13 protein-coding genes and 1 pseudogene are annotated in these 16,109 nt (G+C 44.4%); 8 read left to right on the top strand and 6 right to left on the bottom strand.

Annotated elements, in window-relative coordinates; genetic code table 11:
* Positions 1-27 precede the first annotated feature (27 nt).
* Positions 28-333: a hypothetical protein gene (locus BR62_RS0104885; protein WP_032869927.1), complete on the bottom strand. Its 306-nt coding sequence runs from the start codon at positions 331-333 to the stop codon at positions 28-30.
* 129 nt (positions 334-462) lie between these two features.
* Here BR62_RS0104885 and BR62_RS0104880 point away from each other — a divergent pair, with 129 nt between their 5' ends.
* The gene (locus BR62_RS0104880; protein WP_007407344.1) at positions 463-1,179 is read left to right on the top strand and encodes a 3-ketoacyl-ACP reductase; all 717 of its coding nucleotides are present in this window, start codon (positions 463-465) and stop codon (positions 1,177-1,179) included.
* A gap of 587 nt (positions 1,180-1,766) precedes the next feature.
* Here the strand turns inward: BR62_RS0104880 and BR62_RS0104875 are convergent.
* The 3 genes and pseudogenes from BR62_RS0104875 to BR62_RS0104870 all read right to left on the bottom strand — a co-directional run bounded on the left by BR62_RS0104875 (position 1,767) and on the right by BR62_RS0104870 (position 3,649).
* A complete protein-coding gene (locus BR62_RS0104875) occupies positions 1,767-2,291 on the bottom strand; it encodes an SDR family NAD(P)-dependent oxidoreductase (RefSeq protein ID WP_231559575.1) in 525 nt (174 codons plus the stop codon).
* Positions 2,292-2,642: 351 nt separating this feature from the next.
* Positions 2,643-3,081, bottom strand: a pseudogene (locus tag BR62_RS19035) (IS4 family transposase); the annotation flags it as partial.
* Positions 3,082-3,220: 139 nt separating this feature from the next.
* A complete protein-coding gene (locus tag BR62_RS0104870) occupies positions 3,221-3,649 on the bottom strand; it encodes a GNAT family N-acetyltransferase (RefSeq protein WP_032869925.1) in 429 nt (142 codons plus the stop codon).
* A gap of 429 nt (positions 3,650-4,078) precedes the next feature.
* Between BR62_RS0104870 and rtp the strand changes: the two genes are divergently transcribed.
* The 3 genes from rtp (at position 4,079) to proB (ending at position 6,626) form a co-directional block, all read left to right on the top strand.
* A complete protein-coding gene (gene rtp, locus BR62_RS0104865; RefSeq protein ID WP_003153833.1) occupies positions 4,079-4,447 on the top strand; it encodes a replication termination protein in 369 nt (122 codons plus the stop codon).
* Positions 4,448-4,634: 187 nt separating this feature from the next.
* The gene (gene proC / locus BR62_RS0104860; protein WP_007407345.1) at positions 4,635-5,483 is read left to right on the top strand and encodes a pyrroline-5-carboxylate reductase; all 849 of its coding nucleotides are present in this window, start codon (positions 4,635-4,637) and stop codon (positions 5,481-5,483) included.
* Positions 5,484-5,507: 24 nt separating this feature from the next.
* Positions 5,508-6,626, top strand: coding sequence for a glutamate 5-kinase (proB, locus tag BR62_RS0104855; RefSeq protein WP_032869923.1), 1,119 nt, complete (start codon positions 5,508-5,510; stop codon positions 6,624-6,626).
* Positions 6,627-6,686: 60 nt separating this feature from the next.
* On the opposite strand, the gene BR62_RS0104850 is transcribed toward proB, so the two are convergent.
* On the bottom strand, positions 6,687-7,589 hold the full coding sequence (locus BR62_RS0104850) for a glutamate biosynthesis transcriptional regulator GltC (RefSeq protein WP_007407347.1): 903 nt from the start codon (positions 7,587-7,589) through the stop codon (positions 6,687-6,689).
* 145 nt (positions 7,590-7,734) lie between these two features.
* Between BR62_RS0104850 and gltB the strand changes: the two genes are divergently transcribed.
* From gltB to BR62_RS19475, 3 genes are all read left to right on the top strand, one after another.
* A complete protein-coding gene (gene gltB, locus BR62_RS0104845) occupies positions 7,735-12,294 on the top strand; it encodes a glutamate synthase large subunit (RefSeq protein ID WP_032869920.1) in 4,560 nt (1,519 codons plus the stop codon).
* Positions 12,295-12,310: 16 nt separating this feature from the next.
* Positions 12,311-13,792, top strand: a complete 1,482-nt coding sequence (gltD, locus tag BR62_RS0104840; RefSeq protein ID WP_014418084.1) for a glutamate synthase small subunit — start codon at positions 12,311-12,313, stop codon at positions 13,790-13,792.
* 95 nt (positions 13,793-13,887) lie between these two features.
* On the top strand, positions 13,888-14,088 hold the full coding sequence (locus BR62_RS19475) for a hypothetical protein (RefSeq protein WP_047935787.1): 201 nt from the start codon (positions 13,888-13,890) through the stop codon (positions 14,086-14,088).
* A 26-nt stretch (positions 14,089-14,114) separates the two neighbouring features.
* Here the strand turns inward: BR62_RS19475 and BR62_RS0104835 are convergent, their stop codons facing one another.
* Positions 14,115-15,095, bottom strand: a complete 981-nt coding sequence (locus tag BR62_RS0104835; protein ID WP_032866223.1) for a zinc-binding dehydrogenase — start codon at positions 15,093-15,095, stop codon at positions 14,115-14,117.
* A gap of 118 nt (positions 15,096-15,213) precedes the next feature.
* Here BR62_RS0104835 and BR62_RS0104830 point away from each other — a divergent pair, with 118 nt between their 5' ends.
* On the top strand, positions 15,214-16,080 hold the full coding sequence (locus tag BR62_RS0104830; protein WP_015417599.1) for a LysR family transcriptional regulator: 867 nt from the start codon (positions 15,214-15,216) through the stop codon (positions 16,078-16,080).
* The last annotated feature ends 29 nt before the right edge of the window (positions 16,081-16,109 follow it).

Here is a 16,109-nt window from a genome sequence, read left to right as displayed (position 1 = left end):
ATCAAAAACGTCGGATGACATGCAGGCTCATACATCACTTTTACCGGCGTTCCAGAGCATCTTCAGGACGTGAGGCGTTCCTTTAACTTCGGCCGCCGTCGTTTGCACGGCTGTTTTTTTAGTGAGAAAATCTTCTTTCAGCTCTTTCTGCTTTTGCGATAACAGATCGGTTTCTGTTTTGATTTCATCAACGGCCGTCTGCATGGACGCTGTCGCGGCGTTAATCTTCTTTATATCAGGCGCTGTGTTTCTTTTAAAATGCGCGGCGGATACGGCTGCATAAATTAATGCGGCAGCCGCAACGGCAGCACTGATATACAAAATGATGATCATCTGCTTTTCACTCCTTTTTTTCAGTAGATACCCTTTACGGATCGTGTTGAATCATTTTATTTGCTAATTGTTTTTTTTCTGCTTATAATGTGAAATCGTACATAAGGACATTCAGAAAGGGTGAAAGACGTGGAAAGTTTACAAAACAAAACGGCTCTTATCACGGGTGCGGGCAGAGGAATCGGCCGCGCCGCCGCTATCGCTTTAGCCAAAGAAGGAGTCAATATCGGTTTAATCGGCCGCACAGAAGCAAATGTCGAAAAGGTTGCGGAAGAAGTGAAAGCCCTTGGTGTAAAGGCATCATTCGCTGCTGCCGATGTAAAAAACCAAAAAGAGGTAGAGCAAGCCGTCTCCTCTATTAAAGAAGAACTCGGTGAGATTGACATCTTGATTAACAATGCCGGAATCAGCAAATTCGGCGGATTTTTGGATCTTACGCCTGAAGAGTGGGAAGACATCATTCAAGTGAATGTAATGGGTGTATACCACGTGACACGCGCCGTTCTACCTGAAATGATTGAGAGAAAATCAGGAGATATCATTAATATTTCTTCTACGGCGGGCCAAAGAGGCGCCGCGGCGACAAGTGCGTACAGCGCTTCTAAATTTGCCGTTCTCGGTCTGACTGAATCTCTCATGCAGGAAGTCAGAAAACACAATATCCGTGTCAGCGCAATGACTCCGAGCACGGTTGCCAGCGACATGTCTATTGAATTAAATCTGACAGACGGCAATCCGGAAAAAGTCATGCAGCCTGAGGATCTTGCAGAATATATGGTTGCTCAATTGAAATTACATCCGCGCATTTTCATCAAAACTGCCGGTTTGTGGTCAACGAATCCTTAAACAAAAGGGGACCTGTCTTCGTGACGGGTCTTTTTTATTCCATTCGAAACGGTCCATCGGCTCTTCTGATTATCTTTTGAAGGGGATGTTAATAGATCAAAAGATTCGTCTTCTGAATTTCCGTGAACGGGGGAGTACCAGCGAAGCTGTCACAACCCGAAATAAGGAAATATCAAGATTAAAATAAGTTATAATTGGGGTAGCGTCAGAAAAATGCGGATTTACAACGTTAAGCAAATAAAGTTCCCAAAAGACGCTTTGGGAACTTTGGAAATTACAATTAATAATATAAACATTCAATCCTGCGATAATATAAAAAAAGTTGGATAACATACATTTATGATTATCCTGTTGTTTTTTATTTTTACTATAATCACTACAATTCTAAGTAGCTATCTAACTTGGTGATGGCACAATGTATAGCAATTTTTTCACCTGCGTACACCGCCAAATATTTTACAACTTTAACCTTGCTATGAATTCTAAGGAACAGTCTCTCATCAATCCAGGGGCATCTTTATTTTTAATTCAAAAATGAAGGCGCTTTATAAATTTGATATATCAGGAGTGGCAAAATGAAAAACAACTTAGAATATATCTCTCAATTGATTTATGACGCATACAATATCCCTCTTTTTGATCGCTGCATAAGCTGCATAGCCCTCCTGTCCTTCATTACCACTTCCAGAGCCAAAGTTAATGATTTTACCACCATTTTCTTTAAGGTATGGATAGCACAGTTTCATAAAATCCCATGTTGTAACGAGACCAGTCTGGTAACTTCTATCAAGTGTCTCTCTTGTATGATCCAAAAATGAATGAGGTGGCTCAATCGCCATCGCTAAATTTACTAAAATATCTATGGTTTGATATTGTACAACCGTATCCGAAATAAATTCTGTTGACTGCTTAATATCAGTAGCATCAAAAGCTTTTGCAAATACATCTGCACCTTTGCTTTTACATAATTCAGCTGTTTCGTTAAGCCCTTCTGCATTGATATCACATAATGCTAGTTTAGCATCTTCTTCTGCGAAGCGAAGTGCAATATATTTACCTAATCCGCCGCCAGCTCCTGTAATAACGGCTACTTTTCCAACTAATTTTTCCATTCTATCTTCTCCTTCTTTGCTAACAAATACTTTAAAATCGATTAAGCAGCATGTTAGTCAATAACAAAGATTTATAATACGGTTTCATTTTAAGCAGCTTTCTTTGTGTGAAATATGCATTTTTAAAGATTTTTATAAGAATTTATAGGATGTTTGTTTTTTATTATTCAAAATCTTTAATTTATTTCACCCAGGTTACGTAAGAAATAACCTATATAGGTCAGTAGGTACCATACAGCTTTAAAAGCTGAGCTTGTAAAGAAGTGTATTTAAAATAAGATAGAAAAGAATTATGTAGACAGTCACGGTCAAAGCGAAGTAGCTTTTGCCAAGATTAAAAGCTATCAATTCACAAAAACCAGCACCTGGATAAACGCTTGAAAAGGAATTAGGTAGTTGAAATGCAGTTGAATCTAGAATACGAATACGTTTGAAAACAGAAGTATAGGGAGAAGAAAACGATACAGATGAAGCTGATTTTTGGTTTAGTAGTTTGGCTATATCTGTTGCAAAAAATGAACAGCTTCCTGATTAAATCGTTGATTCAGTCCCTCAGGACTGATAAGCACTTCAGTTGATGCTTCTAAACAGCTAGATAGCTGAGTTAAAGAAGTCGTAGCAACTTTTTGGCTCATCCACACACATAAAGCGATTAAATCCTTTGCTTGGTACTTACTCAATTGCTGAACAAACCCAACTCCCTAGTAAGATTCTGTAAGGCGTTTGGAGATAAAAACCTTTGAATTTCTTGAGCAAATAATTGTAATTCATCAGATATAGAAATAGACATACAAAGACGCCATCCTTTCCTATGATTCTACGAAAAGAATAGCGTATTTGTTAAGTGACAATAAAGTTGTTTAATTCTTATTGGACTAACGTGCAGTTTAGTGCAAAAATCAAAGGTAAGGGAGGATTTTCACCTTACCTTATTTTAACTTTAGCTCTAGTATAGGGTATGGACGTCCAAAAGAATCTGTTTCCGTTTCACTTACTATAAAAAAGCCATTATTAATATAGAATTTAGTTGCACTCTTATTGTCTTTATTTACATCAACTGTTGTAATATCAAAGTCTTTAATTAAAGAATTAATAATAGCTTTACCGTATCCTTTACCTATTTTATTAGGTTTTAAGAATAACATTTCTAAGTGTTGTTTATTTATAGCAGAAAAGCCAATTAAATCTTCTTTCTCATACCATAACTGGACATTAAGATGTGGGAAATATGAGGGTATTTCTTTTTTAAACTCTTCTCTATCGGTATCTCTTAAAAAATGATGAGTAGCTAAAACCGACTCTTCCCATATATTCAAAATTGTATCATAATCTTTCTGATTTGCTTTTCTATATATCATTAATATCTCTCCTTTAGTTTTAAATTATCAACTCCTTCCTAATAAGTATTTTATGATTTTCATGTTATATAACCACGAACTTAAAATGTTCATTAATAAAACCTCCAAATAAACATTTCGATAATTTGATTATAATATCAAATCTTTATTATTACTTTACAGTATTTTTTCATTTTAGGGGTATTTTGTTTTTTAACTTGATAGTGATGTGGTACTACCCCTGAACGGAAGAATGAAATATCGGCACAAACAGGTTATAATATACTAAATAAACTATGTACCAAATGTTCAGTTATTCAATTTTTCCCTCTATCCATAAAAACAACAAGATACAAATAAAACTGATACAGCATATAAAAAAGGAAAAGGGCATCTATAGAGAATATTTAGTACATGGAATTATTCGTTAGAGGAAAGGGTGTGCACATATTGAAAGAAGAAAAAAGAAGTTCAACCGGTTTTTTAGTGAAACAAAGAGCTTTTTTAAAGCTTTACATGATTACAATGACAGAGCAGGAACGGCTTTACGGACTGAAGCTTCTCGAAGTGCTGCGTTCGGAATTTAAACCCATCGGTTTTAAGCCGAATCATACCGAGGTGTACCGTTCACTTCACGAACTATTGGATGACGGGATTTTAAAGCAAGTAAAAGTGAAAAAAGAGGGAGCCAAACTCCAGGAAGTCGTTCTCTATCAATTTAAAGACTATGAGGCTGCGAAGCTTTACAAAAAACAGCTGAAGACAGAGCTTGACCGCTGCAAAAAGCTGATAGAAAAAGCCATTTCAGATAATTTTTAAATCCGGCCGGAACGCCCCCGGCCTCCCGGGCTCAAAAGGTTTGTTCTGTGATTCATTATACATAATAGCAGGCTCGGAACAATACATATCAATAATACCTTCAAACTTGACATCAACTCCTGAAGTGGTAACATAAAAAACGTGTGAAAAATACGAACAAAATACGAACAAAATACGAACAAGGGAGATGTTACCGATCTTAGATCAAAAGAAAGTTGCTTTTATCGGAGCAGGATCAATGGCTGAAGGAATGATATCAGGCATGGTCCGCGCAAAAAAAATTCCCAACCAAAACATCTGCGTGACAAACCGCCGCAATACAGAGCGACTCGCTGAATTGGAACATCAATACGGTATTCAAGGCATTGCTTTTGACAGCATGAAAACCGAAGACATTGATGTCTTTATTTTAGCCATGAAACCGAAGGATGCTGAAATCGCTCTGGCTGCGCTGAAACGGCGTATTCAACCTCATCAGATCATCCTGTCTGTTCTGGCAGGCATAACAACCTCATTTATACAACAATCATTACATGATAATCAGCCGGTTGTAAGAGTGATGCCGAACACATCCAGCATGATCGGCGAATCGGCAACAGCTGCGGCTTTCGGAGACCATGTCTCTTACGGTTCAGCAAAAACCGCGGTATCCCTTTTGGAATGCCTCGGGGAAGTGTACGTGATCAAGGAAGATCAGATGGACATTTTCACCGGTATCGCAGGCAGCGGACCGGCGTACTTTTATTATTTAATGGAGTTTATTGAAAAAGCAGGTGAAGAAGCCGGCTTAGACAAACGGCTGTCCCGCAAAATCGGCGCGCAAACGTTATTGGGCGCCGCTAAAATGCTGATGGAAACGGGTGAAAAACCGGATGTGCTTCGGGAAAACATCACCTCTCCAAACGGCACGACGGAAGCCGGGCTCGATGCGCTCAGGTCAGAAGGCGGCGGAGAAGCCATTGCCAAAGCCATTAAACACGCGACCGAACGTTCTATTGAGATCAGCAAAACAATTGAAAAAACGGCAGCACTATAATCGTTAAAAAACAGGAGTGATACAGTGACGTCTCGGACGAAGATCAAAAGAGTCGCCGTGAAAATCGGCAGCAGCTCACTGACGAGCCTGCACGGGGAAATCAGCAGAAGAAAGCTGGAAGCATTGGTGGATCAAATCGCACAGCTGAAAGACAGCGGCTATGAAGTGATTTTAGTATCTTCCGGCGCAGTGGCGGCAGGTTATCGGAAGCTCGGATTTATTCAGAAACCGGAAAGCCTCCCTGAAAAACAGGCTTCTGCTTCCATCGGGCAGGGATTATTAATGGAGGCTTATTCAAAGCTGTTTTTAGCGCACGGTTATGTCGCATCACAAATTTTAATTACAAGAAGCGACTTTTCCGATGAATACCGCTACCATAATGTGCGCAATACGATGAACGTCCTTTTGGAACGGGGCATTATTCCGATTATTAATGAAAATGACACGGTCACAGTCAACCGGCTGAGATTCGGAGATAACGATACACTCGCAGCGAAGGTGGCAGGTTTAATTGATGCCGACATGCTTGTGATTTTATCAGACATTGACGGTTTATATGATGATAATCCGCGCAGCAACCCGAAAGCGAAAAGAATCAGTCATGTAAGTGACATCACTCCGGAAATAGAAGCAAGCGCGGGAGATGCCGGGAGTGAAATGGGAACCGGCGGAATGCGTTCGAAACTGGATGCTTTTAAAATTGTGATGGCCTCCGGTATTAAAGGCTTTCTCGGGCAGGCTAACATTCCGGACATTCTGCTTCAAGCGGTAGATGAGGCGGCTGAAGGAACTTATTTTGAAGCGAAAGGAACCCTGCCGTTAAACCACAAAGAACAATGGCTTGCATTTAATTCCGGCCCCGAAGGCGAAATTGTGATGGAAAAAGAAAGCAGCCGCGATGTCGCGAACGGAAATATGGAGCTGTCACCGCAGGACATCGAGCAGATTAAGGGCAGATTCAGCAGCGGAGCGGTTGTCAGGCTGCTTGATCAGCAGGGAGAAGAGCTCGGACTCGGCATCGTAAACTATTCCTCAGCCCAGCTGAAGACATTTAAAGAAACGCCGCCCAAACAGACCGATCAATCAGTCATTGATCCGGAAGCGTTTGTCTGCCACGTTGAACTATCCATTCCGATCGGCTGAGAAAGATCTATAAAAATATGAAAAAGCCCGAGGCTTCGTTTTGAAGCTCGGGTTTGTTTTTTATTGATATTGTTCAAGTTTGGAGAAAAATTGAATGACAAAATGATAGAAATCATTTGCAGACGGAGCCAGTTCCCTTCCTTTTGGTTTAATAATGCCTACGGTGCGCTTCACTTGAGGAAATTCAATCGGAATTTTGACCGTGAACCGAGGGGTGGTTTCTCCAAAGGTGCTTTCAGGTAATAAAGTAACTCCCATCCCCGCGGAGACTAATCCTTTAATGGCATCTAAATCCTCGCCTTCCGTCGATACAAGCGGCGCAAAGCCGGCCTGTCTGCAAGCGTCAATCGCCATGTTACGGAGAATAAACCCTTCAGGAAATAAAACAAATTGGTCGCCGCGCAGATCAATTAAATGAATATTTTTCTGTTTGGCAAGCGGATGGTGCAGCGGAACAAGCGCGTAAATCTTTTCCGTGAATAAGATATTGCCTGTTATGTCGGGGAATTCCGTCGGAACGGGGCCGAGCAGCGCAGCATCTATATCCCTGTTTCTTACGGCTTCAATTAAAAACTTATATGACCCCTGGCGGAGCAAAAACTCAACGTTCGGGTATTCCTCTTTAAACGCCGAAATCACCGTCGGCAAAAGCTGGCTTGCAAGGCTCGTCGGAAATCCTATTTTGACGGTTCCGCGATTCGGATCAAGATATTCATCAATTTGTTCTTTCGCGTAATCAATTGCTTTCATCGCCGTTTTAATATGTTCTAAAAATTGTTTGCCGATCGGCGTTAATTTAATATTTCTGCCTTCCCGTTCAAATAAAGTGACTTGCAGCTCTTCTTCAAGATTTGCAATCTGCCTGCTGATGGCGGATTGTGCGACATGCAGATGATCAGCCGCTTCTGACACATGTTCCCGTTCTGCTACCTCCATAAAATACCGAAGCTGGCGTAATTCCATTGCGTTCACACCTATCTATCTCATTTTGAGATGTATTTGATCTAAATTATATATTGTTTATATTGTTTTGAAAACTTACAATTAATTTAAAGTTGTCAGATTTTATGACCGATAATTAACGGAAACTGATCGGGGGAGAGGAATTATGACTTACAATCAAATGCCGAAAGCACAAGGTCTCTACCGTCCGGAATTTGAGCACGATGCATGCGGAATCGGCTTGTATGCCCATTTAAAAGGGAAACCTTCACATGACATTGTCAAAAAAGGACTGAAGATGCTTTGCCAGCTGGATCACAGAGGAGGACAGGGCAGTGATCCGAATACGGGTGACGGCGCCGGCCTGATGGTTCAGATCCCTGATGCTTTTTTTAAGAAAGAGTGCGGAAAGATGAGACTGCCGGAAAAAGGCCGTTACGGGGTAGGAATGGTCTTTTTCTCGCAAAATGAAGAGGAAAGAAAAAAGATCGAAAAACAGGTGAATGCATTCATTGAGCAGGAAGGACAGATCGTTCTCGGCTGGAGAACCGTCCCTGTAAATGTCGGAAAAATCGGAACAGTGGCACAAAGCACTTGCCCGTATGTGCGTCAAGTATTCATCGGCGCCGCAAACGATTTGAAAGACAGCCTTGCTTTTGAACGCAAACTGTATGTCATCCGGAAGCAGGCGGAAAATTGGGGCGTTCAAGAACAGCTTGATTTTTACTTCGCAAGCCTGTCAAGCCAGACTATTGTTTATAAAGGTTTGTTAACGCCTGAGCAGGTTGACGCATTTTATTTGGATTTGCAGGATGAAACCTTCGTATCTGCATTCTCACTTGTGCATTCAAGGTTCAGCACAAATACCTTTCCAACCTGGGAACGTGCTCATCCGAACCGCTATCTGATTCATAACGGAGAAATCAATACGCTCCGGGGCAACATCAATTGGATGAGAGCGAGGGAGCAGCAGTTCGTTTCAGAAAGCTTCGGAGACGATCTTCACAAAGTGCTGCCGATTTTAAATGCTGAGGGCAGTGACTCATCCATTCTTGATAATGCGTTTGAATTTTTCGTGATGGCAGGGCGGAAACCGGCACATACGGCAATGATGCTGATTCCGGAACCATGGACGGAAAACACTCACATGTCTAAAGCGAAACGGGCTTTTTATGAATATCACAGCTCTTTAATGGAGCCGTGGGACGGGCCGACCGCCATTTCGTTTACGGACGGAAAACAGATCGGCGCCATCCTTGACCGTAACGGCCTGCGTCCGGCACGTTACTATGTGACAAAAGATGACCATATTATTTTCTCATCTGAGGTCGGCGTTATTGAAGTAGAGCAGGAGAACATTCTTCATAAAAAACGTCTGGAGCCCGGAAAAATGCTGCTCATTGACTTAGAAGAAGGCCGGATTATTTCAGATGAAGAAGTGAAAACAGAAATTGCCAATGAATTCCCTTATCAAAAATGGCTTGAAGAAGAATTGGTTCAAGTGAATCCTGACCCGGAAATCCGGGAAGAGGAACAATTCGATGATCTTCTCGTCCGTCAAAAAGCGTTTGGCTATACGTATGAAGATATTCAGAAATATTTAATCCCTGTTATTAAAGAAGGCAAGGACCCGCTCGGCTCTATGGGAAATGATTCGCCGCTCGCCGTTTTATCCGACCGCGCCCAATCACTGTTTCATTACTTTAAACAGCTGTTTGCGCAAGTCACAAACCCGCCGATTGACGCGATCCGCGAGCAGCTTGTGACCTCTACGGTGACCTGGCTTGGGGCTGAAGGCGATCTGCTGCATCCGAGTGAAAGAAATGCACGCCGCATAAAGCTTTATACTCCTGTATTATCAAACGAACAGTTTTATGCGCTGAAAACACTTGTGCATCCTGACGTTAAGAGCCAGAACATCCGCACGCTGTTTTCCGATGACCTAGAAAAAGGCCTGGAGGATTTGTTTCAGCAGGCGGAAAAAGCGATCAAGGAAGGCGTATCTCTGTTAATTTTATCTGACAGGGCAATGAGTAAAGAGTTGACGCCGATTCCGCCGCTTTTGGCTGTCAGTGCGCTGCATCAGCATTTGATCCGCCAAGGACTGCGAACAAAAGCAAGCATTATCGTTGAATCCGGGGAAGCGCGTGAAGTTCATCACTTTGCGGCTCTCATCGGGTATGGTGCAGATGCTGTCAATCCGTATTTGACTTACGCTACGTATAAGCAGGAAATCGATGAAGGCCGGCTTGATATTCCGTATGAAGAAGCTGTCAGCAAATACGGAAAGAGCGTAACAGAAGGCGTCGTGAAAGTGATGTCAAAAATGGGGATTTCAACTGTGCAAAGTTACAGGGGCGCCCAAATTTTTGAAGCGGTCGGCATCGGTGAAGACGTTATCGCCAAATACTTTACCGGTACTGCATCTCAGCTTGGCGGAATCGATATCGAAACGATTGCGCAAGAAGCGAAACAGCGCCATCAAGCGGCGTACAAGGATGATTACAGCCAAACCCTTGATCCGGGAAGTGAATTCCAATGGCGGAACGGGGGAGAGCACCACGCTTTCAACCCGAAAACCATCCATACGCTGCAATGGGCCTGCCGCAAAAATGATTACAGCCTATTTAAGCAGTATTCTCATGCAGCGGATGAAGAACGAATCGGATTTTTACGCAATCTGTTCGCCTTCAAAGAAGACCGCAAGCCTTTAAAATTAGAGGAAGTTGAATCAGCTGCTTCCATCGTGAAACGTTTTAAAACAGGAGCGATGTCATTCGGTTCATTAAGCAAGGAAGCCCATGAGGCTTTAGCGATAGCGATGAACAGGCTTGGCGGAAAAAGCAACAGCGGAGAAGGCGGCGAGGACCCGAAACGTTTCGTTCCGGATGATAATGGCGACGACAGAAGAAGTGCGATTAAACAGATCGCTTCCGGCCGTTTCGGCGTAAAGAGCCATTATCTCGTCAATGCGGATGAATTGCAGATCAAAATGGCGCAAGGGGCGAAGCCGGGAGAAGGCGGTCAGCTTCCGGGCAACAAGGTATATCCTTGGGTCGCGGATGTCCGCGGTTCTACACCAGGTGTAGGGCTGATCTCACCGCCTCCTCACCATGATATTTATTCAATTGAAGATTTGGCGCAGCTGATCCATGATTTGAAAAATGCAAATCGAAGCGCGCGAATCAGCGTCAAGCTCGTGTCAAAAGCCGGCGTCGGCACGATTGCGGCCGGTGTGGCAAAAGGCACTGCGGATGTCATCGTCATCAGCGGCTACGACGGCGGAACGGGCGCGTCGCCGAAAACAAGTATTAAACATACGGGTCTTCCGTGGGAGCTTGGTCTTGCAGAAGCTCACCAAACGCTGATGCTGAACGGTTTACGGGATCGCGTGGTATTGGAAACGGACGGTAAGCTGATGACAGGCCGGGATGTCGTAATGGCCGCCTTGCTCGGTGCGGAGGAATTCGGCTTTGCTACAGCGCCGCTTGTCGTTCTCGGCTGCGTCATGATGCGCGCCTGCCATTTAGATACATGTCCTGTAGGTGTCGCGACGCAAAACCCGGAGCTTCGCAAAAAATTCATGGGCGATCCTGACCATATCGTAAACTACATGCTGTTTGTCGCAGAAGAAGTGCGTGAATATATGGCGCAGTTAGGCTTTAAGACGCTTGATGAAATGATCGGACGGACAGACGTTCTTCATGTCAGTGAACGTGCAAAAGCGCATTGGAAAGCGGGCCAGCTTGATTTATCCACACTGCTGTACCAGCCTGAAGGCGTCCGCACTTTCCGTACGGCGCAAAACCATAAAATCGACCAGTCGCTTGATATGACGGTTATTCTTCCGGCGGTGCAGGCTGCAATTGAAGCCGGACAGGAAGCGGAAGCTGAAATCAAGATCAATAATACAAATCGCGTAGCCGGAACCGTGACGGGAAGTGAAATTTCTAAACGCTACGGAGCGGAAGGCCTGCCGGATGATACGATCAGACTTCATTTTACCGGATCAGCCGGACAGAGTTTCGGAGCATTTGTCCCTAAAGGGATGACGCTTCATTTGAACGGGGATTCAAATGACTACGTAGGCAAAGGGCTTTCAGGCGGAAAAATCATCGTGAAAGCGCCTGATGCCTTCAATTGTGAAACACACGATAACGTTATTATCGGGAACGTCGCATTTTACGGAGCAACAAGCGGGGAAGCGTACATTAACGGGCGCGCCGGTGAACGTTTTGCAGTCCGTAACAGCGGAGTCAATGTCGTTGTAGAAGGTATCGGAGACCACGGCTGTGAATACATGACAGGCGGCCGGGTTGTCGTCCTCGGCGAAGTCGGCAAAAACTTCGGGGCGGGAATGTCAGGCGGTATCGCATACGTCCTCAGTGATGATGCCAAAGCATTTAAACGCAAATGCAACATGGAAATGATTTCATTTGAAAAGCTGACGGATGAGGCGGAGATCAAAGAAGTGCAAGAAATGGTCAAACGGCATGCGGTGCTGACAAACAGCAAAAAAGCCGCAGATCTCCTGGACAATTGGGAAAAAGCCGCAGAAACCTTTATCAAAGTCATTCCGAAAAACTATAAACAAATGCTCCTCAGCATCGAAGAACAAAAAGCGGCGGGTTTATCAGAAGAAGACGCAATTATGTATGCTTTTGAAGCCAATACAAAGGTCCTCCAAACGCCTGCCAAAGATCAAAAACAAGCGGTAGTACAGTAAGAAAGGGGAGAGGAACATGGGGAAACCAACTGGATTCATGGAAGAAAAACGAGAAAAACCGGCTGAGCGGGACCCTCTCACTCGCTTAAAGGATTGGAAAGAGTATTCGGCTCCGTTTTCAGATGAAGCGTCAAAGCGGCAGGGGGCGCGGTGTATGGATTGCGGCACACCGTTTTGCCAAATCGGCGCTGATATCAACGGTTTTACCTCCGGATGCCCGATTTATAATCTGATACCGGAGTGGAATGACCTCGTCTATCGGGGGCGCTGGAAAGAAGCCTTGGAGCGCCTTCTGAAAACGAATAACTTTCCTGAATTCACAGGGCGGGTCTGTCCCGCTCCTTGTGAAGGATCTTGTACGCTGGCTATTTCAGATCCGGCTGTTTCAATTAAAAACATCGAGCGGACGATCATTGACAAAGGTTTTGAAAATGGATGGATTCAGCCGAGAATACCAGCGAAACGCACAGGTAAAAAAGTCGCTGTCGTCGGTTCAGGCCCGGCAGGTCTGGCAAGCGCTGATCAGCTGAACCAAGCCGGTCATTCCGTAACGGTCTATGAGCGTGCTGACAGAGCCGGCGGTCTGCTGATGTACGGCATTCCGAGCATGAAGCTTGAGAAAAATGTCGTCGAACGCCGTATTAAACTTTTGACGCAGGAAGGTATAGATTTTGTAACAAATACCGAAATCGGCGTTGACATAACGGCAGATGAGCTGAAAGATCAATTTGATGCCGTCATTTTGTGCACAGGCGCCCAAAAGCAGCGCAATCTGCTGATTGAAGGCCGGGAAGCAAAAGGCGTCCATTATGCGATGGACTATTTAACACTGGCGACGAAAAGCTATTTAGATTCCAACTTCAAAGACAAACAATATATAGACGCTAAAGGGAAAGACGTCATCGTAATCGGCGGAGGAGACACAGGAGCTGACTGCGTGGCAACCGCGCTGCGCCAAAAAGCGCGCAGCGTGCACCAGTTCGGGAAACATCCTAAACTTCCTCAAACGCGCACGAACGACAATATGTGGCCTGAACAGCCTCACGTCTTTACCCTTGAATACGCCTATGAAGAAGCGCAGGCAAAGTTCGGCAAAGACCCGAGAGAATATTCAATTCAGACGACAAAAATGGTGGCCGATAAGCAGGGCCGCTTACAAGAGATTCACACCATTCAAATGGAAAAAGTCAGAAACGAATTCGGAAAGTATGAATTTCATGAACTGCCCGGAACAGAAAAAGTCTGGCCTGCTCAGCTGGTGTTCATCGCCATCGGTTTTGAAGGGACAGAACAGCCATTATTGAAACAGTTCGGTGTCGATTCGGCAAATCATAAAATTCAGGCGGCATATGGGGATTATAAAACGAATGTTGACGGTGTTTTCGCCGCAGGGGATGCGAGAAGGGGCCAAAGCCTGATTGTATGGGCGATTAATGAAGGCCGGGAAGCAGCGCGCGAAGTCGACAGTTATTTAATGGGGAGCACTGTTTTACCGTAAATAAAGGGGTTTATTTATAAAACCGGCTGGGATCAGCCGGTTTTTCGTATTGAAATGAAACCTCCTTCTTCCTTTATTGGTCATATAAGGGTAACGTGGAAGATAACATATGGAATTTTGTTTTACAGAGTGGAGAGATTGTTTTCTTCCGCAGACTGAGACGATTTGCAAGCCTTGAGCAGTCGATCACGGTGCTGCTGACGGGCTCTGTGTGTCTGCAGTCGATTTGCGGGCAGATTTTAATTGATGAAGAAAAACATATTGAATTTCAAGCGGAAACGCTTATAAACAAATAAGGAACGGACGCGTCCGCTCCTCTTTTTTAGACATCCAAACGAAAGCCGATATTGCCGAACTGCCGTCCTTCCCGCATTCTGTTAAAAGCGGCAGCTGCTTCACTGAGAGGGTACATGCGGTCGATAATGGGACGGATGCCGCAGCGGTTTACCAATTCCATCATATCCGCAAATTCCTCATTGCTTCCCATTGATGTACCGAGAATATGAATCTGCGGAAAAAACAGCGAGCGAATAGGGAATCCGAGCTGATCGCCTGAACTGGCGCCGAATGTTACGATCCGGCCATTCGGTTTCATAATGTCAAGATAGTGTTGAAACAAGGCGGGGCCTACACCGTCAAGTATGATATCTGCTTTTTCGCCATACAGCGCCTCATTCCAGTCACCGTAGCTGTCAATCGCCCGGTCTGCACCGTATGACAGTGCGGTTTGTTTTTTGTTTTCACTGCGGGAGGTGACGCTGACTGTCGCTCCGATAGCTTTTGCCATTAATAAGGCGTATGTTGCCACGCCGCTTCCGATGCCCGGAAGGATAAGGTGTTCGCCTTTTTTTAATTGTCCTTTTGTAAATAAGGCGCGATAAGCGGTTAATGCTGATAACGGCAGCACGCCCGCTTCCTCCCATGTCAGGTGTTCGGGTTTTAAAACGGCATTTTCCGCAGGAACGATGACATAAGGTGAAAAGGTTCCGTCGCTCGGACCGCCTAAAATATCAGGTACGGCCGGTACGTCCTCAACGGTCTTCCAATTCAGCACCGGGTTGATGATGACTTCTGCATGCAGTAAATGAGACCGGACGCCGTGTCCTATTTCGGTTACGATTCCCGCGCCGTCTGAACCGAGAGTAAATTCATGGTTTCCGGTTTCGTGGTTTTTCATTAAAAACAAATCACGATGGTTTAATCCGGCTGTTTTCAGCTTTATTTTTACTTCGCCGTTTCCCGGCCTTTTGTCAGGTGCCTGCCTGAAATCAAAGCCATTTTCGTGTATGATAAGGGCATTCATCATTCTTCTCTCCTTTATGATTGATGAGAAAGATTTTACAGGCTGTATCAGCTGCAGTAAATAAATGAAAATTGATAGCCGGCTATCAATAAAAATCATAGCAAGAAGGTGCCCTTACATGGAAAGCGGAGACTTAAAGATTTTTCAGGCTGTCGCCCGCAAAGGAAGTATTTCAAAGGCGGCAGAAAGCCTGCATTATGTTCAATCAAATGTGACAAACCGGATTCAGCAGCTGGAACGGCAATTGCAAACACAGCTTTTTTACCGCACAAATCGGGGGATGACGCTGACGCCCGCAGGTGAAAACTTATTGAAAGACGCAGACAGAATCCTTCAATTGCTGCATGAGGCGCAAAAAACGGCGCAAGAGGCAGGCGATCCGAACGGCCCGCTTCGAATCGGTTCTCTTGAAACGGCGGCAGCCGTCCATCTCCCTCAATTTTTCACAGAGTATTGCAGCCGCTGCCCGAAAGTACAGCTGTCTCTGTCAACCGGTGATACACATACCTTAGTGCAGCACGTCTTACACTATGAGCTGGACGGCGCTTTTGTTTATGGTCCGGTCGAATACGAAGATCTTGAGCAAGTCGCTGTAATTCAAGAAGAATTGGTCTTGGTTTCAAATAAGCGGGAAGGCAGTTTGCAAGACTTGTTGCGAGATCCGATTCTGTATTTTGCCGCGGGCTGTTCGCACCGCCGCAAAATAAAGAACATACTGAAAGAAGAAGCAGTACCCGCACATAAAATCATTGAATTCGGTACGTTGGAAGCCATTATTGGGGCGGTGCAGGCGGGGATGGGGGTTTCCTTTCTGCCTGCATCAGCCGTCCGTTATTTTCAAAACAGGAAAAATCTTTTTCTTCATGAGCTTCCTGAACAGTTTCGGGATATGAATATATCATTCATCTACCGGAGTGATTTATTTTTGACATCGGCGTTTGAAGAACTGCTGAATGGATTAAAAGCATTACCGAACGGAAGATGAGAAAACAGGACAGCTGTGTACGCCAATTT

Origin of the sequence: Bacillus sp. UNC69MF (genome assembly GCF_000746035.1) — a bacterium.
GTDB lineage: Bacteria > Bacillota > Bacilli > Bacillales > Bacillaceae > Bacillus > Bacillus velezensis.
This window is presented reverse-complemented; position numbering and strand designations above follow the sequence as displayed.